Origin of the sequence: Rothia sp. P5764 (assembly GCF_048512965.1) — a bacterium.
Classification (GTDB): domain Bacteria; phylum Actinomycetota; class Actinomycetes; order Actinomycetales; family Micrococcaceae; genus Rothia.
Genome location: NZ_JBLXXQ010000005.1, coordinates 67,223 through 90,178 on the forward strand (window position 1 = coordinate 67,223; position 22,956 = coordinate 90,178).

The 22,956-nt window shown below is 56.0% G+C and carries 17 protein-coding genes; 11 read left to right on the forward strand and 6 right to left on the reverse strand.

Going from position 1 to position 22,956, the window contains the following annotated elements; all coding sequences use genetic code 11:
- Window positions 1–732 precede the first annotated feature (732 nt).
- On the forward strand, window positions 733–1,764 hold the full coding sequence (locus ACN08Y_RS08245; protein WP_419100269.1) for a magnesium and cobalt transport protein CorA: 1,032 nt from the start codon (window positions 733–735) through the stop codon (window positions 1,762–1,764).
- A 10-nt stretch (window positions 1,765–1,774) separates the two neighbouring features.
- On the opposite strand, the gene ACN08Y_RS08250 is transcribed toward ACN08Y_RS08245, so the two are convergent.
- The 3 genes from ACN08Y_RS08250 to treR form a co-directional block, all read right to left on the reverse strand.
- Window positions 1,775–3,295 (reverse strand): MFS transporter, encoded by a 1,521-nt coding sequence (locus ACN08Y_RS08250; protein ID WP_419112430.1) that lies wholly within the window; start codon window positions 3,293–3,295, stop codon window positions 1,775–1,777.
- A 124-nt stretch (window positions 3,296–3,419) separates the two neighbouring features.
- Window positions 3,420–5,075 (reverse strand): alpha,alpha-phosphotrehalase, encoded by a 1,656-nt coding sequence (locus ACN08Y_RS08255; protein ID WP_419112380.1) that lies wholly within the window; start codon window positions 5,073–5,075, stop codon window positions 3,420–3,422.
- A 155-nt stretch (window positions 5,076–5,230) separates the two neighbouring features.
- Window positions 5,231–5,965, reverse strand: a complete 735-nt coding sequence (treR, locus tag ACN08Y_RS08260) for a trehalose operon repressor (RefSeq protein ID WP_419111128.1) — start codon at window positions 5,963–5,965, stop codon at window positions 5,231–5,233.
- A gap of 622 nt (window positions 5,966–6,587) precedes the next feature.
- Between treR and ilvD the strand changes: the two genes are divergently transcribed.
- Entirely contained in the window at window positions 6,588–8,426 is a 1,839-nt protein-coding gene (gene ilvD, locus ACN08Y_RS08265) for a dihydroxy-acid dehydratase (RefSeq protein WP_419112381.1), read from the forward strand.
- A gap of 200 nt (window positions 8,427–8,626) precedes the next feature.
- Entirely contained in the window at window positions 8,627–9,832 is a 1,206-nt protein-coding gene (locus tag ACN08Y_RS08270) for an RNase H family protein (protein ID WP_419112382.1), read from the forward strand.
- An 88-nt stretch (window positions 9,833–9,920) separates the two neighbouring features.
- Here ACN08Y_RS08270 and ACN08Y_RS08275 read toward each other — a convergent pair whose 3' ends face one another.
- A complete protein-coding gene (locus tag ACN08Y_RS08275; protein WP_419100263.1) occupies window positions 9,921–10,550 on the reverse strand; it encodes a DedA family protein in 630 nt (209 codons plus the stop codon).
- 912 nt (window positions 10,551–11,462) lie between these two features.
- On the opposite strand from ACN08Y_RS08275, the gene ACN08Y_RS08280 reads away from it, so the two are divergent.
- From ACN08Y_RS08280 to ACN08Y_RS08295, 4 genes are all read left to right on the forward strand, one after another.
- A complete protein-coding gene (locus tag ACN08Y_RS08280) occupies window positions 11,463–12,299 on the forward strand; it encodes an NlpC/P60 family protein (RefSeq protein WP_419112383.1) in 837 nt (278 codons plus the stop codon).
- Window positions 12,300–12,499: 200 nt separating this feature from the next.
- Window positions 12,500–13,324: a transporter substrate-binding domain-containing protein gene (locus tag ACN08Y_RS08285; RefSeq protein WP_419111115.1), complete on the forward strand. Its 825-nt coding sequence runs from the start codon at window positions 12,500–12,502 to the stop codon at window positions 13,322–13,324.
- Between the two features lie 33 nt (window positions 13,325–13,357).
- Complete coding sequence (locus ACN08Y_RS08290; protein WP_419112384.1) at window positions 13,358–14,035, forward strand: amino acid ABC transporter permease; 678 nt, start codon at window positions 13,358–13,360, stop codon at window positions 14,033–14,035.
- Entirely contained in the window at window positions 14,028–14,777 is a 750-nt protein-coding gene (locus ACN08Y_RS08295; protein WP_419105240.1) for an amino acid ABC transporter ATP-binding protein, read from the forward strand. Before ACN08Y_RS08290 ends, ACN08Y_RS08295 begins: the two co-directional genes overlap by 8 nt.
- A 111-nt stretch (window positions 14,778–14,888) precedes the next feature.
- Here the strand turns inward: ACN08Y_RS08295 and ACN08Y_RS08300 are convergent, their stop codons facing one another.
- Window positions 14,889–15,410, reverse strand: a complete 522-nt coding sequence (locus ACN08Y_RS08300) for a hypothetical protein (protein WP_419100256.1) — start codon at window positions 15,408–15,410, stop codon at window positions 14,889–14,891.
- An 87-nt stretch (window positions 15,411–15,497) separates the two neighbouring features.
- Here ACN08Y_RS08300 and ACN08Y_RS08305 point away from each other — a divergent pair, with 87 nt between their 5' ends.
- Window positions 15,498–15,917 carry a GNAT family N-acetyltransferase gene (locus ACN08Y_RS08305; RefSeq protein WP_419100255.1) on the forward strand — a complete coding sequence of 140 codons (420 nt, stop codon included), beginning with the start codon at window positions 15,498–15,500 and terminating at the stop codon, window positions 15,915–15,917.
- Window positions 15,918–16,184: 267 nt separating this feature from the next.
- Window positions 16,185–16,391, forward strand: coding sequence for a cold-shock protein (locus ACN08Y_RS08310; RefSeq protein ID WP_419100254.1), 207 nt, complete (start codon window positions 16,185–16,187; stop codon window positions 16,389–16,391).
- A 171-nt stretch (window positions 16,392–16,562) separates the two neighbouring features.
- Here the strand turns inward: ACN08Y_RS08310 and ACN08Y_RS08315 are convergent, their stop codons facing one another.
- A complete protein-coding gene (locus ACN08Y_RS08315) occupies window positions 16,563–18,518 on the reverse strand; it encodes a serine/threonine-protein kinase (RefSeq protein ID WP_419112385.1) in 1,956 nt (651 codons plus the stop codon).
- 178 nt (window positions 18,519–18,696) lie between these two features.
- Between ACN08Y_RS08315 and ACN08Y_RS08320 the strand changes: the two genes are divergently transcribed.
- Together ACN08Y_RS08320 and ACN08Y_RS08325 are read left to right on the forward strand one after the other, a co-directional pair.
- Complete coding sequence (locus tag ACN08Y_RS08320) at window positions 18,697–21,666, forward strand: hypothetical protein (protein ID WP_419112386.1); 2,970 nt, start codon at window positions 18,697–18,699, stop codon at window positions 21,664–21,666.
- Window positions 21,667–22,932, forward strand: coding sequence for an ABC transporter substrate-binding protein (locus tag ACN08Y_RS08325; RefSeq protein WP_419112387.1), 1,266 nt, complete (start codon window positions 21,667–21,669; stop codon window positions 22,930–22,932).
- Window positions 22,933–22,956 lie beyond the last annotated feature (24 nt).

The window sequence follows — 22,956 nt, forward strand, 5'->3', positions numbered from 1 at the left end:
GGCCTAGCTCGATATAACCCTTAGCAGCCAAGATAGATGAATCCGGCCCCCGGTCCAGCCCATGATGCTTAAAAGTGCGCGAATCATGCTTGGCCCTGGGTATAGGGTCAGTGATAGTCAAGAGTTCCCCCGGGGGCAAATGACGTGATGGTTGAACCAGCCTGTTTGCCCTTACAGAAGAAGTTTTGTTTTACCTTGGGAGCACCAATTCCAAGGAGGAATCAGGGTTCTGCCAATCGCCAAAGGCCCCGTGTTTTGAGTGAGCTGGTTTAAGGGTGGATTGAGCGGGGAAAGAGATTTTGGGGCGCTTTCTTAATGCTGTTGATGGTCCGCGCGATGGTGGGGTGAGAGGTGTCGAAGAGTTCAGTAGGGAGCTCTTCAGTGAGATTGCGCCGGTGGTAGGTTAGCGGGGCTTTGAGGGCTTGGGCGAGGGTGAATGCTGGTGGTTGGCTGCTTGGTTTTGCCCAGATGTTGGGGGTGGTGGGGCTCTTGGTGGTGTGGTGAATTGTTGAGGTGTGAGTCCTCTTGCGCGCTGGTGGAGTAATGGTTCTTTCGGTGGGTTTGAGATTATTTGTGATGATTTATCCTCATTGATTGTCATTTGCTGGTGCCGTTATCTAGTTGGTGGGTATGGGGTGTGTTCCTACTTTTGAATAAGCCTCATGGCACCCCTCAGGCTGAGTTACCCGGCAAGTTCATGTCGGTGGGGCAGACTCCTATAGCATGGTGAGCATGGCTCTTCTCCTCAGCAAAATTGTGCGCGCCAATGGCGACATCGAAGAATACGGCACCCTGAAAGACTTCGCGGAGCTTCAACCACAGGTGGGCGACCGTACATTTGTTGGCCTTCTTGAGGCCAGTCACCAGGATCTAGAGGTTCTGGCGGCTCTCTTTGACCTCCACCCGCTGGCTATTGAAGACTCAGAGCACGGCCACCAGCGTGCCAAAATAGACCGCTATGGCGACACTTACTTCCTGGTTCTGCGGCCTATCGTCTACCTGGACGACACCGAGGAGCTTCGGCTGGGGGAGACCCACCTCTTCGTTGGTCCTCACTTTATGATTTGGTTGGTCAAAGACTCACTGCGGTCAGCCGAGAAAACCCGTGCCGCCATGAACCAGAACTTTAATGAGCTGGTAATGCAGACTTGCGCCACCAGTGCCCAGACCATGTTTTTCTTGCACGGAGTCCTGGATAGCCTGGTTGATAGCTACTACCCGGTCATAGATGGGCTAGAAAATGATGGGGACGAAATCGAAGACACCCTCTTCTCTTCCGGCGGGGAAGCCTCCGAAATCTCCCAACGCATTTACGGCCTGCTCAACGAGGTAGCCGACTTCAAACGCGCGGTAAAACCGCTGGTGCCCATGCTGGACCTGCTCATGGGCCGCCTCCGCCTGATGGAAACAACCGGTCGCACCACCGGAACCGAAGAGGGTGTAGAGCTCATTCGCCTCTTCCGCGACGTCCACGACCACGTCCTACAGATTAACGAACGGGTCGATGACCTAAAAGCATCGCTTGAAAATGCTCTGGCTGTTAACTCCACCATTGTTGCCGAACGGCAGAACGATGACATGAAGCGTATCTCCGCCTGGGCGGCGATCCTGGTCGTCCCAACGGTCATTGGGTCTATCTATGGAATGAACTTTGATGAGATGCCAGAGTTACACTGGGCCTGGGGCTACCCTGCCTCTTTGGGGCTCATGGCCCTTGTCTCCCTGATCCTCTGGGTGGTCTTCCGCAAGAAGGGCTGGCTCTAGCCCTCGGCCTTTACCTAGGGGCTGTCCGTAGGGTCTGAGTGACTAGCACAATACACAGGAGCATGAGCACACCACCGATCCCGGCGGTATAGAGAACACCCGCGTCAAAGGCCTGCTGGGCTGACTCTAGGAGCGCGCTACCGGCCTGCCCGCCAACCTGATCCGCCACGGCAACGGCACCGCCCAGGGTTTCGCGGGCCAGTGCGGCATCAGGCTCACTGACACCTGCGGGTATGACAAGGTGGGCGAGATAGGCGGCATTGAGGATAGAACCCAGAACCGCGATACCGAGCACAGCCCCGCTTTCGTAGGCGGTTTCAGAGATAGCGGAGGCGGCCCCCGCTTTTTCAGGCGGGACTGCTGACATGATGATGTCGTTGGTCAGGGTCTCAGCGAAACCTATGCCGGTTCCTAACAGGGCGAAAGCGATCAGAATACTGGTGTCCGAGCCGGTGTGGGCGGTGAGCATGACCAGCGCGAAGGCTATCACCATGAGGCCCAGAGCCATGCAAATCATGATCCAGAGCCGCACGAACTTGACCAGGTAGACCACCACCAGGCCCGCGATAACGGAGAGCGCCAGACCGGGGAGCAGAACCAGGGATGCTTGGAGCGGGGAGAGCCCGCTCACCAGTTGCAGGTGCTGGGAAACGAAGTAGAGGAAGCCGACCAGGGAAAATACCGTCATAAGGTTAGTCAGTGCCGCCCCGGTAAACCGCTTGTTGGTGAAGAGCCTCACGTCCAGCATGGGATTCGTGCGGGTTAGCTGGCGGCGGGTAAAGATGAACCCGCAGAGCAGGGCCAGGATGAGCATACTGGCGGTGAGTAGGTCCAGGCCCTTGTGGGCAAAGTGCTTGATGGCGTAGACGGCTGGGGTCATGGTGGTCATAATGAGCACGATGCTGAGCGTGTCTATGGCACCGGGGTTGGGGTCCTTGGAATTGGGGATGAGCCAGGGCCCGAGGATGAGCAGGGGAAGCATGATGGGCAGGGCTATGAGGAAGATGGAACCCCACCAGTAGTGCTCAAGCAGGATTCCGCCGGTGATGGGTCCAAGGGCCGCGCCGGCGGCGTAGCCAGATGCCCAGATAGCTATGGCTGTGCGCCGTTCGGTGGCATCGGTGAAGATGTTACGGATAATGGAGAGGGTGGAGGGCATGAGGAGTGCCCCGAAAACAGCCATTCCTGCGCGGGCGGCGATCAGCCATTCTGCGCTGGGGGCAAAGGCTGCTGCGGCTGATACGAGGGTGAAACCTGCACTGCCTATCAGGAGCATGGTGCGGCGCCCGTAGCGGTCGCTGAGACTTCCTGCTGGTATGAGTAGGCCGGAGAGCACCAGGGCGTAGCTGTCGTTAATCCAGAGAAGCTGGGGGCCTGTGGGTGTTAGGTGGGCGGAGATTTCGGGCAGGGCGAAGGAGAGCACCGTGTTATCGATGGAGACCAGGAGGACCGGGAGCATGAGTACAGCGAGTGCTACCCACCTGCGGGGGTAGGGGTGCGCTGAGGGTGAGGGGTCTGGTAGGGCGGCCATTTGGCCGGTGACGGGGTGCATGCCTGCTCTTTCGCGGTGGCGGGCTACCTGGGGTCGGTATCATCGGTAGCGTGTAGCTTCTGGCCTAGAGCAGAGCCACAGCGCCTATTTTACCGTGGAAGGTTTAGTCCACCAGTACCGCTACGGTTTCGTAGGGGCGCAGGGTCAGTCGGCCTTCTGCGGTGGTGAGGTCAGGGCAATTCTTGTAATTACAGACCAGCACCTTCCCCGCCGCGAATTCTGCGGCTAGCTCCACAGCGGTATCTGCCCCGTAGAAGTTGCAGAGCACCAGTAGCTTCTGCCCCTGATATTCGCGGATAAACCCGTAGACGCTCTGGTGCTCGCGGGCAAAAGGCTCGTAGCTTCCCTCCGCAATCAGCGGCATCTGGTGGCGCAGCTCAACCAGGCGGCGGTAGAAAGGCAGAATCTTGCCATCGGCCTCCTGCCGCTCCACACTCATGAGGGCCTGGGAGGTGGGGCGTAACCAAGGCTGGACGTCGCTAAATCCAGCAAACTCAGAAGCATCCCACTGCATGGGGGTGCGAGAATTATCCCGCGACTTAGAAGCCACAACACGGAAAGCCTGCTCGGAGCTCAGCCCCCTATCCACCAGCGTACGGTAGGCCTTGTGGGACTCAATATCTACATAGTCGTCCATAGATTCATAGGCAGGGTCGATCATGCCGATTTCCTCGCCCTGGTAGATGTAGGGGGTGCCCCGGCCCAGGTGGATAGCGGCGGCCAACATGGTCGCTGATTCTTCCCGGTACAGCCCTGGATCGCCAAAGCGGTTGATAGCGCGCGGCTGGTCATGGTTATTCCAGAAAAGGGCCTGCCAGCCCCCACCCGCTTGAATACCGACTGACCAGTCGGTCAGCACCCCCTTAAGGGCCATAAAATCGAAGGGTACATCTGACCACTTCTCACCCCGGTCATAGTCCACTTTCAGGTGGTGGAAGGAGAAAACCATGTCCAGCTCCCGGCTGTCGGGCCGGGTGTAGCGCACACTGTTCTCGATGGTGGTGGAGGACATCTCGCCCACGGTAAGCAGCCCCGGGGTGTCCCCGAAGGTCTGCTGGTTGAGTTCCTTAACCCAGGTGTGTACCTGTTCTGTGTCGGTGTAGAGCAGTTTCTCATTCTCGCCGGGGGTGGCATTACGCAGTACCTCGCTCTTGCCGATGACATTGAGAACGTCAAAGCGGAAGCCCCGCACGCCCTTGCTCTTCCAGAAGTTCACAACCCGGTGCAGTTCAGCCCGAACCTGCGGGTTATGCCAGTTCAGGTCAGCCTGGGTGGTGTCGTAGAGGTGCAGGTAGTAGAGGTCGGTGCCCCCGAAAGGTGACCAGGCAGGCCCGCCGAACTTTGATTCCCAGGTGGTCGGCAGGCTCCCGTCGGGCTGGGCCGGGCGCAGGTAGAAGTAGTCCCGGTACTTTTGTTCACCGGCCAGTGCCCGCTGGAACCATTCGTGCTCCGTAGAGACATGATTGAGCACCATATCGACCATGACCCCGATACCGTATTCACCGAGGGCAGCTACCAGTTCCTGAAAGTCCTCCATGGTGCCCATATCCGGGTCTATGCGGTAGTAATCGGCAATGTCGTAGCCGTTATCGTTCTGGGGTGACACATAAAAAGGGTTGAGCCAGACCATATCGACCCCCAGCGAGGCAATATAGGGAACCTTCTCAAGTACACCGCGCAGATCCCCCACACCGTTACCGCTCGAATCGCGGTAGGACTTGGGGTAGACCTGGTAGATAACCTGATCATGAAAGCTCATGGTGCGCTGCTCCGTTGTGTGGGTTCCGGTAGTCGTCTGGCTAGCTGGTTCTGTGCATAGATAGCAGAAAGGGGGCGTGACAGCCTGCTGGCTGGCACACCCCACTCTACCTGTCTGACAGGTTGCCCTGTTTGGGTTATAAGAGATTTGGAACTTTATTCAGAAACTGGAATTCCCCGGCGCCGGTGGGCGAAGTCCAGGTAGCGGAACTTATCTGCCCGGTGACGAGAAATGGTGTACTGAAAGGCCGTGCCGTCGTCCAATGCGGTAATGGACGTTGTCACCGCAACGTATTCCCCAGCGTGCAGATTCAGGTACTTGGCATCGTTGGGTGTAGCCGGTTCAACCGTGATCTGCCTTGACGCTGAGGAGATGTTCAGCCCCAGCTCCTGCTCAAAATAAGTGTAGAGCGAGTCCCTGGCTACCTCCCCCGATATATTAGGAACAACAGCTTTGACAATATAGTCATGGTCAATAATCGCCGGTGCGCCATCCATGTGGCGTACACGCATCACATGGGTAACTGGCACCTGCTCAACAGTGCCTTCTGCCAGTGCCTGGAAGGGAACCGGAGGCAACACAGCATCTTCTAGCTTAATAAGCTCGGTGAGTGTGCTGCGGCTAGCTGACTCAGCAAATTCCTTATAGCTCAACAACGATGAAACGGGTATGGAGTACCGTTTGTGATCAACCACCAGCGAACCCTTCCCCATAATGCGCTGGATATATCCCCGGTCAACCAGAATAGCCAGGGCTTTGCGAACGGTCTCACGGGATACCTGATAGCGCTCAGTCAGCTTCATCTCACTGGGCAACAAATCCCCGACACCGTATTTACCCTCATCAATGTCACGAGCCAAATCGTGGTAGATACGTTCAAATTTTCCCATTGGGTTCCCCTAAATAACATGTGCGATAGCACTCTGTGCCAAATAAAGTGAGAGCTTTTACACGGCGGTCGTGTTTCCCTATAGTCTAGGGGGCTTATCCAGGGTTTTCGAGGGAACCACCCATAAATAAATGTCACACGTTTGATGGGAATCTGAACTGAAGGAGTAGAGAAAAGTATTCCTGGGTTTGACCTACTGGAACAGTGGTTTGAGCGAGCAACCCCAAGGGGTCTGTCCAGCGCGAAACGCACCTGCCTGGCGCGGGGTGCGCTTCGAGCCTCTGGCCCATGAAATGCAAGAGAACCAGCCAGATGATGCCTACCTCAAAGAAGCGGAGGGCTGGCAGAGCGATCCATGGAGTTAGCAGAAGTTCGAGGGGGAGAACTCCGGTGGGCGACGCCTGAATACTACGGTTGGCCGCGAGCAGGCGGGGCGTCGCCCTGTGCTTGCCGTGAGTAACTCTTCCTAGACAAGGCTTATTCAACAAAATCTGGGGAGAAAAACCTATCACTGTCTAAAACTCCACTATCTGAGAACACTCAGCGGTTGCATCTACCCTCACCAGCACCCGGCGTAAACTAGATACCCAAGACGACTACCACCAGTTATCAAGGGGAACACGATGCCAGAACTGCGCTCGCGCACATCCACCCACGGCAGGAACATGGCAGGAGCCCGCGCGCTCTGGCGGGCAACCGGCATGGGAGAAGACGACTTCGGCAAGCCCATTATTGCTATTGCCAACTCTTTCACCCAATTCGTTCCCGGCCACGTGCACCTGAAAAACATGGGTGAGCTGGTGGCCGGTGCTATCCGCGAAGCCGGCGGTGTAGCCAAAGAATTCAACACTATTGCGGTCGATGACGGTATTGCCATGGGCCATGACGGTATGCTCTACTCCCTGCCCTCCCGCGACCTGATTGCGGACTCGGTAGAGTACATGGTCAACGCCCACCGCGCCGATGCCCTGGTCTGTATCTCCAACTGCGACAAGATCACCCCCGGTATGCTGCTGGCCGCTATGCGCCTGAATATCCCCGTCATCTTTGTATCTGGCGGGCCCATGGAATCGGGTGCCGCCATTGACGGCGTAGTAGAGCACCGCCTGGACCTGGTAGACGCTATGGTCATGGCCGTTGACGACTCCGTGAGTGATGAGGCCCTAGCCCAGGTCGAACAGAACGCCTGCCCCACCTGCGGATCCTGCGCCGGTATGTTCACCGCCAACTCCATGAACTGCCTCAACGAGGCCATTGGCCTGGCCCTACCCGGTAATGGCACCACCCTTGCCACCCAGGTAGCCCGTAAGCAGCTCTTCCTAGAGGCCGGTGCCAAGATCGTTGAGTTGGCCAAGCGCTACTACGAGCAGGACGACGAGAGCGTCCTGCCCCGCAGCATTGCCAGCAAAGCCGCTTTCGAGAACGCTATGGCCCTGGATGTTGCAATGGGTGGCTCCACCAACACCGTCCTGCACATTCTGGCGATTGCCCACGAGGCCGGTGTGGACTTTACCCTGCGCGACATTGACGCGATTTCCCGCAAGGTGCCCTGCCTGGCTAAGGTTGCCCCCAACTCCACCCAGTACCACATTGAGCACGTCCACCGCGCCGGTGGTATCCCTGCCCTGCTGGGCGAACTTGACCGGGGTGGCCTGCTCAACCGCGACGTCCACTCGGTTCACTCCGATTCTTTAGAATCTTGGCTTTCTGACTGGGATATTCGTTCCGGCACGGCCACCGAAACCGCTAAGGAACTCTTCCTGGCTGCCCCCGGAGGTGTTCGCACCACCCAGGCTTTCTCCACCGCTAACAAGTTCGACTCGCACGAGACCGACCCCGAAAAGGGCTGTATCCGCTCGGTTGGGCACGCCTACACCAAGGACGGCGGCCTGGCGGTGCTCTACGGCAATATCGCTGAGGACGGCGCAATCATCAAGAGCGCCGGTATCGACGAGGAACTCTTCCACTTTGTGGGTAAGGCTTTTGTCGTGGAATCTCAGGATGAGGCCGTGTACGAGATTCTCTCCAAGAACGTTAAGCCCGGGGATATCGTGGTCATCCAGTACGAGGGCCCCAAGGGCGGGCCGGGCATGCAGGAAATGCTCTACCCCACCTCCTACCTCAAGGGCCTGGGCCTGGGCAAGCAGTGCGCACTGATTACTGACGGTCGTTTCTCGGGCGGCACTTCGGGTATCTCCATCGGCCATATCTCACCCGAGGCCGCCGCTGGTGGCGCCGTGGGCCTGATTGAGCACGGCGACGAAATTGAGATTGACGTCCATAACCGAATTCTGCGCGTGAATGTACCCGATGAGGTCCTAGCCGCCCGCCGTGCCGCTAAGGGCCCTGCCCCCTGGAAGCCCACCAAGCCGCGTGAGCGCCAGGTGTCCAGTGCCCTGCGGGCCTACGCTTCGATGGTAACCAGCGCCGATAAGGGTGCTGTGCGCATCGTACCCGAGTAAGGGGTGGTTTCTGAGGTTTTCCGGTAAAGCCGGGTGGCTTCAAGCCCCCCGGCTTTTTCGTTTTTTGAGTTACCGGTGAGTAGGAGTTTTACTGTTGAGAGAAGGGCTGCTCTGTCCAGTGGGTGGGGTGCCGGTAGCAATTAGTCAGTCTCCTGAGATAGCTTTAAGGGGTAAGCATAATACCGACAACCCCATAGGAGATGAATAATGTGGACATCACGCCCGCGCATATTAAGAAATGCCAGTTAACCTGGGAGCCGCCAGATTACACCAGCTCTTACCCGGCGGGCTTCACTGAACAGGGTGTAGCCGTCATCGCCGTGGTCATGGACCAGATACGGGTTGCCGGTGACTGCCATGTTGGGCTCACGGCTTTTGTGTTTATCTCTCGGGAGAACGGGGACCGCGAAGTTCTAGAGTGCGAACCTATCGCGGAATCTCTCACCCACTGTCTGATGGAACCCTGCGATACGGTACACACCGACATGCTGGGCCGCGCCATCCTGGCCGCTATGGATGTTATCCCCGAGGAATACAAACAGAACCTGATGACCGTAGCTGCAGATAAGCACTACCTTAAACTGCTCTTCCGTAAGTTCACTGCCTTCCGCGACTTCATGGAATACCGTTCCTTGGATAAGGTGATGAACCCCTATGAGTCTCACTCGCTGGGGGAAATTCACGTGAAACTTCTGGGCACCCCGGCGGCAGAACTTATGCCTCACTTCTTTGATGAGGCTTCCCGACTAGCCCACCGTGAACTTGAGCAGAACACCGCCCAGCTCCCCCTGGAAAAGCTGGCGGAGTACAGTGTCTTTACTGACTGCTCTTACCGCTCTACCAACAACAAGCGCTACCATAAGGGTGGCCGCATGGGTATTGGTGGGGTGAGTGAGGACGGCTTCTTCTTTCACTCCCACTACGATGCCACCAACATTATGACCGGGGAGCTCTCGGCCATGCTGGCGGCTTTCAATATCTTCTACCACGGCGGTCGGCAGCTGATTATTCACACTGACTCCCTAGGGGCGCTTACCTTTGTGTTGCGTCTGGCCCATAACCGCTGGGTCTATAAGACTTGGACAACCGAGGGTGTGCAGAACCAGCAGGTCTTGGACGAGATGGAGCGGCTCACTGCGGCTATTCGTGAGCGTCGGGTGCTGGTTAAGCATGTCCCTGGGCATTCAGGGCACGGGCTTCAGGAGTCATCCGACTCGGTTTCTAAGATGCACCGTCATTTCCCCGGGCAGATCGTGGAAAAGGGGTACGTTTCTGAGTTCAACCAGCGGTGCGAGTCGATTATTACCGCGCTCTCCGGGTGCGAAAAAGCGCTCCGGCTACCGTGTGCTGAGTGGATTCAGATTAAACCCTCGGTTGTTCACGCCCGTAACCGGCTCTGGAAGTAGGTAGGGATCCACAGCAAAGAGGCCACCTGTTTTTACTTTCATTGGAGGGAGAAACAGGTGGCCTCTTGAGGCGCGGTAGGGGAGAGCCCTAGAGAGCTTTTGCTTTCTTATCTTTCTGGGCACGGAGGATGAGCCACACGAAAGTGCCTACCAGGGCAAGAGCGACTAGGGCGTACACTACCTTGGAGTACCGATCAATGAACCCTTCAACAACAGGCCAGTTTTCACCGAGTATCCAGCCGCAGTAGATGAGCAGGGCGTTCCAGATAGCTGAACCCAATAAGGTGTAGAGGCCAAAAGTTATGGGGTTCATGCGGTGAACACCGGCAGGAATGGAAATAAGGGAACGGATACCCGGGATAACACGCCCAATGAGGATAGAGGCCTTACCGTACTTGTCGAACCAGATAAGTGCACCATCGACGTCCTCCACTTTGACCAGCCACATCTTATCTGCGATACGGCGTAGGCGGTCAGCTCCGATTGCCGCCCCCAGATAGTAGAGGAAGTAGGCTCCTGCCAGTGAACCGATGGTAGCCCAGATAAAAGCTGCAAAGATATTCATGGACCCCTGGGATGCAGTGAAACCGGCCAGCGGCAGAATCACCTCAGAGGGAATGGGCGGGAAGACGTTTTCAAGGAAGACGGCCAGGCCAACACCGGGTGAGCCGATGGCTTCCATGATAGAGATAACCCAGTCGATGATGTTCTGGAGCACAGGGGCCCTTTCGTGGGGTGGCGGTGAGGGGCGTTTAAGCAATGTCCCCCAGTTTAGCTGAGGGTGTCTGACTTAGCATAGGCGCTAGGGCCTTAGGCCTCTTTCCCCCAAGGAACTGTGATAGCGGAACCTACTTTGAGTTTCTTCTTACCGGGGCGGGTACTTCCGGTGGTGAGGGCGGTGTTGGTGCTGTGCCTAGCTACGGGCAAAGATTATGGGTGTCCCCGCTTAGGGGGGAGAGCCTATCCCTACGGCTGGTAAGGCGGGGGACACAGAAATACCCCCGCCTACGCGGGGGAAGAGTCACGCGAAAGCATCCAGGCTATTTTTTCAACGGAAATACCCCCTGGGCGTAGGGAATTCTGAGCTGATCTACCAGCTCCCTGCGATTTCTTCCCACGGGGACCAGGGAAAAGCGCGGGTAACTATTCATGAGTTCGTGCAAAACCACCTCATGGCTCCTTCCGTTAAGGAGGTGCCTACGGTTCCTGACCGCCGGGCATGGCTCAAGGCTGTGGGACGGGATCTTAAACGTCGCAAAACGGTAACGACCTAACCCTGCTTTGTGGAGACGGTGTGCATCAGTGCGGTGCACACCGTCTTTGTGTCAGCTGGATTGAATTACTATTCTGCTCCTCTCAGTGAATGCAGGGGGCTGATACTAAGCGGCCTGTGGCGGGCGGTCTTACCCAAAAACCGGTATTTGGAACCTCACCTTGACGAGCTGGGAATTGGTGCAAAAGTAACTTTTATAACGATATGGTATACATCGTTACCAAATCGTTATAAAATTATTCGGGTCCAATCAGCTTCCGAGGGAAGCATGGGAGCTCCGCTTAAGAAAGGCGGGCCGCCCAGCATGTAGCAGCAACCCGGCTGCGAAGATCTCCAGAAGAGACGAAAGGTACAACATTGCGTCGTTCACTCTCCGTAGGTGCGGTAGGTGTCATCATGTCAGGTGCTGTTTTTGCAGCAGCTAACGCAACCAACAATGAAGCCCCGCAGACCACCGTAGACAACGGTGCAGTAGTTACCACCCCCCAGCTCAAGGCATTCGACCTTGCCGGCGAGACCAAAATTGGGCAGTGGGGTGTTCCCGAATACGTTGTGGCTCCCGAAAAGCCGGTTGAATCCACTCCCGCACTTGAAGAAGCACCCGTTATTGACGAGCAGGCTCCTACAGAGGCAGCACCTCTTGCAGAGGCTCCCGCTCTTGAAGAAGCAGCCGTCACTGTGCAGTCAGAAACTGTAGAGGTTCTTGAGGACGCGCCCGCACCTGTAGAAGAAACACCTGTACCGACAGCAGAAGAGCCTGCCCCCGTTCAGTCGGCGGCACCTGTTGAGGTCGCAGCTCCCGTTCAGGAGCCCGCACCTGCCCCCACCCTTGCTGTGGCTACTAACCAGGCAAAACGTGATGCCGTTGTTGCGGCGGCTCTGGCAGCCGCATCTGTCAACGCGCAGACCGACTGCACCGCGCTGGCCACCAACTCCCTGAGGGCCGCTGGCATTAACTTCCACGGTTGGCCCATGGATTACATGTCACTGGGTACTGTGACCTCCAACCCCCAGCCCGGTGACCTGGTCATCTACGCCTCCAATGGCTTTGGCCAGCAACACATCGCTGTTTACATTGGTAACGGCCAGGCTGTTCACGGCGGCTGGAACGGTATGGGCACCAGCGTCTTCTCTGTGAACCTGCCCAACGCATCAGCACCCATTTTCGTGTCCCCCGCAGGTTACAACAGCTAATACTTACCGGCTACCGAGCCAATAAATAAGTCCTGATAAACCCCACCCTTCTAGGGTGGGGTTTATGCCTTGTGGGTGATGATGTGACTGCCTCCCCTAGAAGTGCGTAATAAAGGCGTAACAATAATTCTTTGACTTGTTGCCAGCGGGTATAGGCTCAATGGGCGTAAGATCAAGCTCCTCGAAAGGAAAACCAACCCATGAAGGCCCTCACCCGCCGTAGCGCTCTGTCACTGACCGGTGCATCTTTGGTGACGCTTGCCCTGTCTGCCTGCGGCTCATCCTCTCAGGCCAGCTCAACTGATGCAGGAGATAAACTCCAGGCCATCAAAGATTCCGGAACTCTCCGTGTCGGCCTAGAAGGTACCTACGCGCCCTGGAACTACCACAATGAATCCGGCCAGCTGGTCGGTATGGAAAAGGATCTTGCCGACCTTATCGCCGCTGATCTGGGTGTCAAAGCCGAATACATCGAAACCCAGTGGGATTCGCTGATTGCCGGTGTGGACTCCAACCGCTACGACCTTGTCATCAATAATGTCTCCCCCACGGAAGAACGCAAGCAGAAGTACGATTTTTCTATCCCCTACCTTGCTTCTGAGGGCAGGGTCGCTGTTCTGGAGAGTTCTTCCCTACAGAAGATTGAGGATCTCAAGGGCGCGACTGCCGCATCGAGTGAAACCTCCAACTTCCGCACCCTACTAGAGGCTGCAGGCGCAAAGATGACCATTGTGACCGGCTTCGACGAGGCCATTGAGCAGGTGCTCACCGGCCGTGTTGATGCCGTAGGCAACGATGCCGTCACCTTCGCCTACTACAAGGAACAGCACCCCGATGCCCCCATTCGCCTGCTTGACGGGTTGCTGGGGGAGGCATCCCAGCCGGCTATCCTCATGCCCAAGGGCGCGCTCAGCCTCCAGAAAGCCATCAACGACTCCATCACCAAGAACCTGGAAAATGGCAACCTTAAGGCTATCTACCAGAAGTATGTAGGTCTTGATCTCAGTCCTTCGGCTAAAGCCTAACCGGCCCGCCCGGAGAAAGATCTCTAGGACATCATGGACCGCTACCTAGAACTCTGGGCAGAATCTCTGCCCTCCCTCTTGCTGGCTACCGTGCAGGTAACAGTACCTCTTACCCTGGTTGCCTTTGTGCTTGCGCTGGTGCTAGGTCTGCTGGCGACAGCCGCCCGCAACCTGAGCCGGTATAACCCCCTCAACTGGTTGGCTACCGCCTTTGTCTGGTTCTTCCGGGGTACACCACTTTTGGTGCAGTTGTTCCTGGTCTTCTACGGGCTACCCAGGCTGGGCATCACTCTTGATCCCTGGCCTGCTGCGATTATTGCCTTGAGCCTGAATACCGGGGCCTATGTGGCTGAGACTTTCCGCTCGGCTTACGCTTCTATACCGCGTGGCCAGTTTGAGGCCGCCCGTACCCTGAATCTGACCCGCAAGCAGACCCTGCGCCACGTGGTGATACCTCAGGCTACCCGCATCGCCCTGCCGCCCCTGGGAAACGACCTGATTGATCTGGTTAAGGGAACCTCACTGGTGTCGGTCATTTCTATGGTTGACCTCTTTCAGTCCGGTAAGCAGGTCGCTGCCCGTACTTTTGAGCCCCTGGCTATGTACCTTGAAGTTGCACTTATCTACCTGGTGATTTTTACCGTCCTGTCGGTTGCCCAGCAGGCCCTCGAAAAGCGCACCAGCCGCTATCTAAGGAGCTCCCATGCTTAGTGTGCAGAACCTGACCAAGAGCTTTGGTGAGCAAACTGTCTTGAACGGGGTTTCCCTAGAGCTCACCAGTGGTGAGACCACGGTGATTCTGGGCCCCTCAGGCTCCGGTAAATCAACACTTTTGCGTTGTTTCAACCTGCTAGAGGTACCGGAGGCTGGTGTACTGGATCTTGCGGGGGATTCGGTTGATTTTTCCAGCAAATTGACCGATGAGCAGGTGCGGAGTATCCGCAAACACTCGGCTATGGTTTTTCAGAGTTTCAACCTTTTCCCGCACCTGACCGCTGTTCAGAACGTGGCTCTTGCCCCGGTCCTGAATGGGAAGGTAGGCAAGGGCGCTGCCCATCAGTATGCCCTGGAGCTCTTGGACAAGGTGGGGCTGGGAGACAAGGCTAGTTCTTACCCAGATAGTCTTTCCGGTGGTCAGCAGCAGCGGGTGGCTATTGCCCGCGCCCTGGCGGTGTCCCCGGACTACCTACTCTTTGACGAACCTACCAGTGCCCTTGACCCGGAGCTAGAAGCCGAGGTCATCCGGGTTCTGATTGATCTAGCGCGAGAGAAGCGCTCCCTGGTGGTGGTCACTCACAACATGGCTTTCGCCCGCCGGGTTGCGGACCGCATCATCTTTTTGGACGGAGGGAAGGTGCTCTATAACGGTGCGCCCGAGCCTTTCTTCCAATCCACCAATGAGCGTATCGCCCGCTTCTTGCAAATCTTTGAGATGACGGACTACCGCATCTAGCTATTTTCGTCACCTAGCGCCCTATTGGGTCTGACCCTGGCTGGTTAAGCGAACCTGCACAGGCCGATATAGCTAGCCGCTGGGTGAGTACGCGTGGGTTAGGGTAGCTTGCTAATGCGTCAGCAGGGCCTTGAGTAGGGCCACTACTAGACCGAGGCTGGCGAAGAGGATTCCACCAAGTAAGGTCCGGAAGCTGGCTGCTTGCTGCTGGTAGCGCGCTACTACAAACCCCATGGAGGCCAGCCGTAAGAGTAGCACTGTGACCGCTAGGAACCAGGCTGTGGGGGGAGCGAGAAAACCCCAGGAACCTAGGGCAATAAAGAGAGCCGGTAGTAGTGTCGAGCTCATGATGGGCACTGCGTTGCGTAAGGCTTTTATGATGTCTTGACCTGTGAGTGCCTTGCCGTGCAAGAGGCGGTGCTCCTGGCTTTCTGCTAGAAAGTGAGCCAGGTAGGTGGTGAGCCCGGTTGCTAGCAGAACGGTGAGTGTGTGGCCCTGAGCAATCTGACCGGGTTTGGTGAGGATGAGTGCCCCTAGGGCTAGGATGTTGCCGTAAGTATAGGCCGAAACACGGTGGGCTACGTCTTGGGGTTTTAGTTTGCCCAGCTGGTCTATCTGTGATTTTTTCTGCATAGTTTAATACTAAGGTGATTTTCTGGCGGTACAGTTGGCTGCTGTTTCCCAGACCTAGCGAGCGGCCCATATCGGTGAGGGGGCAAAATGTTTGATCTAGTGCTGGGGCTTGTCCCTGCCAGGGATGAGCTTGAGGAGCTTTACTCTTCGGTGGGCTGGTCCGCCTACACTGAAAAGCCTGAGAATCTGGTGGCCATGTGCAGAGGGTCGCACTATCTGGCCTGCGCGCGTGACTTTTCTGGTCGGTTGATTGGCTTGGTGAGAACGGTCGGGGACGGCGTGACGATTACCTACATCCAGGATCTATTGGTGCACCCGGACGCCCAGGGGCAGGGCGTGGGTAGCTCTCTTCTCGATGCCGCCCTGGAGGCCGTTGGTGGGGTGCGTCAGGTTTATATTTCTACAGATGCCCATGAGGGTAACAAGCATGTTATTGACCTCTACCTTTCCCGTGGTTTTAGGCCCGTGGGTGACTATAACTGCCTGACCCTGGCCTCCTTTAAGTAAAAACCGCTAGATTTCTTGGCTTTCATCAGGGGCTTGGCGCCTAAGAGTCAGGGTATCGTGCTGCATTTTGCAGCCACAAAGGAGACCTGCGACACATAATGCATACAAAGCCGCCGGGGTGCTGTAGAGTCAGAGACGTGCCCACCGGTTGGTGTAGTAAGAATTTAGAATTTTGTTTTTAGTTTTGCGTTTCATCTCCTTGGGAAAAGAGAGGGCACACCTTAAGCGTTCGAGGTTTGGACGCATTTTCCAGAAGGAATAAAACACATGGCTACTGGCACTGTAAAATGGTTTAACGCTGAAAAAGGCTACGGATTCATCCAGCCCGACGACGGCTCAGCAGATCTTTTCGCTCACTTCTCAGCGATTAACTCAAACGGCTACCGCTCACTCGAAGAAGGCGACTCAGTTGCTTACGATCCCGAGCAGAGCGATCGCGGCATGCAGGCCGCGAACATCAACGTTCTCAGCTAAGCATTGCGCTAACTGATAAAGGGTTCGGCCCCCGTCCACTGTGGACGGGGGCCGAACCTTTTGTGTGCCCTTGGGCTGGTAGAGCCAGCTAGCTCGGGCCGTTTCTAGTCGCTCACAGGGCAGACAATAATCCCTTTACCCCTGTAGTACTTGCTGAGTCGGGGGAGTGTCTTAGTCTCGGGTGGTGATGGTGAAATTATTGCTTTGCAGGTCGGTAAAGTTGCCCACGCGTGCCAGTACCGTGCACCGTTCAGCTACCGAAAGTGCGGTGACTTTGAGGCCACTCTCGTCCACAGCGATATGACCGGAGCAGCCGTCTGAGAAGCGAAGCGGCTTATCGTGACCGGCTATTGCTTGGAGCATACCGGTGGGTTTGCCAGGGGTTTCTGACGAGTAGATGGGGTTGAGGAGGTCCTCTCCGCTTGGCCATACGGGGATAAGTTTTACAGGTATGACTGTCTGACTTACCGTTCGCGCGGGAACTTTGACCTCTATATTTTGGAGTCGCTGGGCTATATAGGCTGTACTTTGGTAGTCGGCTGAGGTGACTGCTTCTTTGGTTTGGCTAGATACCGTGTCAAGCCAGCTTTCAAGTGCTTTTTGGTCAGCTAGCTGTGCCTGGATTTGTGCTTGAACCTCGTACTCCTGGTTGGGTTTGATGTCCATACCTTTGAGGGTCCAGCCGCACTCTATGGTCATATCAGTGATTGTTGGCTGGTTGCGTTGACCGTCGGTTCTATCCCAGGTGGCGTTGGGGCAGGCTGCGTCTTCAACTGTGGGTGGGAGAACTTCTAGGATTTCCCCGGACAGCGGTGCTTTCTGCGCCGAGTAGACCACTTTGAGGTTGATCGTGGAGGTGGAGGGTGTGTAGGTTGCTTCCCGGCGAACTGATAGCCCTGAGGGCAGTGGGCTTTCTTGCCTGCCGACTACGGTGAACGGTTCTTTGTTCTGGCTGCTTGACGACACTGCCCAGTAGATTCCCCACCCTGTTGCGATCAGGAGTAGGGCACCGATGACAGCTAACCACAGCATTTTTGATTTTGCTTTTTTCTGCTCGTCTGTGTCATGGGCTTCGGTGGAGGTACTTTGGCGGGCAGGCTGTGCTGGTCGTAAGGCCTCGGGTCTGATGACCGTGGGGAGCGGTGCCTGACCTAGATTGGGGGCGTCGGTTTCGTCAGCTTCGGTCTTGAGTGCAGGGGCGGTGTCGTGTGCTAACCCTCGGATGACGGTTTTGGGGCGTTCTACTTCGGAGAATTTGTTGGGTTCAGAGGAGAGCGTGAGCGCAGGCAGATCTGCAAATCTGTCTGCTAAAGCGCGTAGTCGGCCCGCAGAGTCTAGGGCGTGGGGGCGCCGGTCGGGGTTTTTGCTGAGCAGGCTCATGAGTTCCTGCATGATGGGCTCAGGCAGGTCTAGAGGTGGGACTGTGGCGGATACATGCCGGTAGGCGACGGTAAAGTCGGTGCCTTCTCCTGCGAAGGGGGTGCGCCCTGCGAGGAGCTCGTAGAGCATGATGCCTGTCGAGTAGACATCGCCTGCGGGGCCGGTTACTCCGTTTTGAATAAGCTCTGGTGGTAGATAGTGGGGTGTGCCTGCAAGTGTGGTGGTGTGTGATTTTCCTTCTTGGATCAGTGAGGCGATACCGAAGTCTGTGATGCGCAGGTTCTCGCTGCGCGGTGAGCTTTCCGGAAGGGCGAAAAGGATATTATCTGGCTTGATGTCGCGGTGGATGACGTTCTTGCCGTGTGCGAAGGCGAGTGTTTCAAGGACTGTTGCGGTGAGTTTTAGGGCTTGTGAGGGCGCTAAGGTGCCGGATTTCTGTATGACCTCCCGTAGGGATCCACCCGCACAGTAGTCCATGACTAGGGCCAGGGTTTCTCCTTCTACAACAAGATCGTGTACTGCAAGGATGTTTTTGTTGTTGAGGTTGAGGAGGACGGATCGTTCACGGACGAATCGTTCTACAATTGCGGTGTCTGCGGTGAGGTGATGGTGGAGGATTTTTGCGGCCAGCGGTTCAGACTTTTTGGCGTGGTCAAGCCGCCATACCTGCCCCGAGGCTCCTTTGCCTACCTGCTCTACCAGGGTGTACGAGGCACCGAGTGGTGCACCTGCGCTCATCTCTGCCATACCCTAGTCTTCCTCAGTTCAAGACATAATGCCTCCCTTAGTGTAATTGAAAACCCGATACAATGGGGCGTAGCTTTAAACAACACACACTCCCTCATGAAATGGGCTCTTCATGTCTTCTGAATCCAGAACACTATTGCGGCGGACGCCGGATCTAAAGTTTAAAAGGCTACCGGCCATGGTAGCTGTTGCTGCTCTTTTGTTTACCGGTTGCTCTAGCCAAAATACTGCTTCAGTGGATGCCTCAAACATCTTGCAGAATGTGAACGTGGAGCTTACTAACTCGGCTGAGGTGTCGAGTATTGGTTCGACTATCGTCTCTTTTGATGCTTTACGTGGTACCTCCGCTAGCGAAGAGGTCGACTATAGCGTGAGGGAAACGGTGAATGATTTACCCGTTCGTGTGACGACTCGTTACACTACAGCTGATAAGTCCGGTAGCGACTTAAGCGAGCTTGAGGGCTTCACCGGTCCTGTCAGCATTGATATTACGGTGGAGAACCTGACTGTTCAGTCTCAAGCACTGACCTACGATGTGGCCGGGGTGCAGAAGAAGAAGAGCGCTCTGATCGGTGCGCCTCTCTCTGTTGCAGCTTCTACCACGCTGACCGGTGTGAAGCCTCAGGCGGTCCTGTCTGAGGCGACTCTTGGCAGGGGTAAGACCAACGGCATCGTGAGCACTAATGATCAGGGGGACGCTGTCATTCAGTGGGGCAAGATTCTTGCTGGCCCCAAGGGCAGTGCCAGCACAACTTTTACTGTAAATCTTTCCACTGAGGACTTTAAGGTTCCCCGTTTCACTGTGGGTGTCCAGCCTGGGCTAACTAGTGATTTGACTGCTTCAGGGGCAGTGTCGTCGGCTTTTAGTGCTGAGCAGACTTCTGAGCTGGAGCTGATGCAGCAGACTGTTGAACTGATTGCTGAAACAAACCAGGCACTTGCAGATGCAGGTGCGACGATGTCCTCTGTCCGTAGCAACCTTAATTCGAGTGCTGAGGGGCTGAAGTCTTCGACGATTCAGGAACTTAAGCAGAGCTCTGACCGTTTGACCGGTCAGCTTGCTGATTTGCAGGAGAAGCTTGGCGGTCTCAAGGCTAACCTGGGTGAGAGTACCCAGAGTTCGCAAGGTGAGTTGGTGTCCCAAGTTCAGCAGACTCTTGAGGCGCTGGAGAGTTTCCTGGGACGTGAGGGCGAGGAAGTCCCTGCACCCGTGTTTGATGCTGGAACTTGCCAGGTTAATATTGTCCAGCCTGAGGGCGGTTCAACTGTTTATTCGAACATGGTTCAGCTGTCGAATGTACTCGGTGCTTACAGCGAAGCAAATATTGACTGCCGTGATCAGGTCTTGGAAACCGTGAATTCGATTCTGGGCCCCGAGAACCCGACCGCTGAAACCTGTAAGGATTCAGTATCTGCAGCCTGCGCTGTCTTTAACTCCCAGACAGTATTGACCGCCTTGATGCTTGAACACAGCTCACATGCCCAGGCGCTCATTGATGAGCTCAATCCTGGCCCCTTGAGTCAGGTCATGAGCGACTACACTAGCGCTACTCAGGCCCTTGAGGATCTGCAGAAGAAGGTGGATGCCCTAGCACCAGGGCAGGCTTCCCCGGAACCGAGCGACCCTGAGGATCCCCCTGTAGACCCGGCGCCCTCACCGTCTGAAAGTTCAGAGCCTGTTGATACGGCAAGTGTTCTAGCAACTCTGAATCTGATCGACGAGAAGATGAAGTCATCGAGTGAAGATCTTGAATCCTTGCGGGGCCTGCTTCAGAGTATCCATCAGACCGCCGCTGATGCCCTGGCTGAGCTTACCGATGACTCTGCCGGTAAGATGTCAATGGTTTCGCAAAACAATGAGCTGGCTGATCAGCTCTGCCTGTTATCTGATGGCGGCACCGAACAGGCGGGCAAGCTGTCGCAGGAAGAAATTGACAGGCTTCGAGGCTACCTCACCGATCTTCCGTGCGGTGCTGAGAAGGCTACTCCCAGCCCGTCCGCTACTCCGAGTGGGCACTCCACCGAGAGCGCGGCTCCTGCTCCATCTACCTCGCCTAGCTTGGCTGTTGTCAGTCCAACGAGTCAGGCAGACGACGGTACACTCCCGATAGGTCAGTCTCCCAAATTCCCTGCGCCTTTTGACCAACGTTTGAAGAACCAGGCTGACCTGTGGGCCAGTGTTCTGAGCATTACCGATGTGGATGTTGAGACCTCTGGGGCTTCCCAGAAGCTGAGTGCCCTTACAGAGAATATTGAGGGGGTTCTCAGCGAAACAGCTAAGCTACGTCACGCTCTGGGTCAAGGGCAATCCCCTCAACCAAGCCCTGGTGACCCTACTCCCGGTGATCCTTCCCCTAGCCAATCGGCCACAGCCACCCCTGATCCCTCTGAGGGCTCTTCTGTGAAAGCGGTGAAGGAGGCGATGCCGGGGTTATCGGAAAGCTTCGGAAATCTTTCTGTTAGTCTCGATGAGCTTGCAGCTCAGCAAGATGCTATGGCTCAGGCTATTAAAAAGTTGGCTGAGACCGCTCCAGCTGAGAGCGCGGATGAAGTCAACGAGCTTCTTGGCCAGCAGACCCGGAGAATTTCTGAGCAAGGTTCACAGGGCAAGCAGAGCATTAGCGCTCTCTTTTCGCAGCAGGTAACTGAACTTACCCTCACATCAAACACTCTATCTACAGGCGCCGAGAATCTGGTTAAGGAACAGACGGAACAGCTTAAAGAAAGCGCTCAGAAGCAGGTGGAGCAGGCAGATGCTCGTACCCAGTCTGCTCTTGAACGTATTCAGGAAAGCCATGACCAGGCAACCCAGGATGTTGCTGGGGCATCAGCAGTTCTGACCAGCGAGCTTCAGAAAATTATGCTCGATGTTGGTGACACCACGATTGATGGGTCCGGTCTTCTGGGATCTTTGACCCTGAACGCTAGCAAGGCAGAGGGAGCTGACTACCAGCTTTCACTGGCTACTCAGAACGCCGAGAAGTACGCGACTCTCCGTGAAGAGGATATGGGTGAGATTCGTTTCAAGCAGGCACAGTACAAGGCCTCGCTTGCAAAGCTCAATGGAATGCCTGCTTTCCAGCTTGAGGCACCATCGGGCGCAACGGTTAAGACTATCTATACCTTCACTCTGGGTGGTGCCAAGTAGATGAAAAGCAAAATAGCTACTGTTGGCGCTCCGATTGCTGTTATCGCTCTGATCGTATCCCTAGTTTTGGTGGCGATTTTCCAAACGAAGGCTCAGGAGCAAGACCACGCTGTTGCTGTCACGGTGCCTGTTGAGCTTAAGGCGGGAGGTTCTGTTAGGGGAGGCTCTATCGGTTTGCTGGTAACCGTTGGTAACGAGAACGCTGAGGGGTCTGAATGGAACCAGGCAGCAGCCGGTGCGCAGGTCGCTCTTGAGCGTTTTAACCGTGCCGGCGCCGGTATCACGTTGGTTACTGAAGATGACCGTGGCACAGCAAGCGGTGCTCTTGCGGCAGTTCGCTCGCTGGCTGAGCAAAATGTTTCTGGAATCATTGTGGCTACTCGCGGTAAGCACCTCAAGGAGGCTATTGACCTGGCTCAGCAGCTCGATATTCCTCTCATTTTCCCCTACGATTCCCCCGATGCGGAGGGGACCTGGTCATTTCAGGTCGATGATCACAGCATGAAAAATCTGATGGCGGTTCACAATGCAGGTCAGCGCCTTATCCGCCTTGACCAGGAGAACTTTGGTGGTGTTGAGTATCCTGCTGACCAGGTTGTGAAGGTAACAGCAGGTACTGATACTGAGCAGCTTGCGCGGGATCTCTCGCAGCAGGTCAAGGACAGCAAGGTCCCGGTTGCTATCGCCATCAATGCTGACCCCTACCTTCAGGCTAGGGTTGTGCGTTCCTTGCAGGATCTTGGTGTTGATGCGGAACTTATCCTCGCTCCGGGTGCAACTAGCCCTGCTTTTGGGGCAAGCTATCTCTCTGGGGAGGTCAAGCGCTCTACTATCAATGCTGTCAGCATCGGCTACGACAGTGGTGATGCGGTTGCCTTGAAGTCAGATGGTGAGGGCCGCTCTATGTCTGCCTACCTCCAGATGGTGAAGATTATGAGCGATTCTTCTGACGCTACAAGCCCCCTAGGCGATCAGCCTTTTAGCGAGGTTGCGGGGGCTGCCGATTCCCGTAGCCACGATTCGCTGGTAGCTTTTGTGCGTGCCATGGAAGGTTCCCCTTCTCATAAGGCTAAGGACGTTAAAGAAACGCTTGAGGGGCTCAAGCTATCACCGGCAGATGGAGTCACCAGCGGGAGCCTTGATTTTTCGTCCCAACATGCTGTTCAGGCCAAGCCGGTTTTGCTTGCCTCGTCAATAGGTAATCTCGATATGAGAGGTTCTTTGCCTAGCGCCAGGGCGGGTGTCCAATGGTTCCCGAAAGCTTAGAGACCTGATACTGGGCCTAGCCCC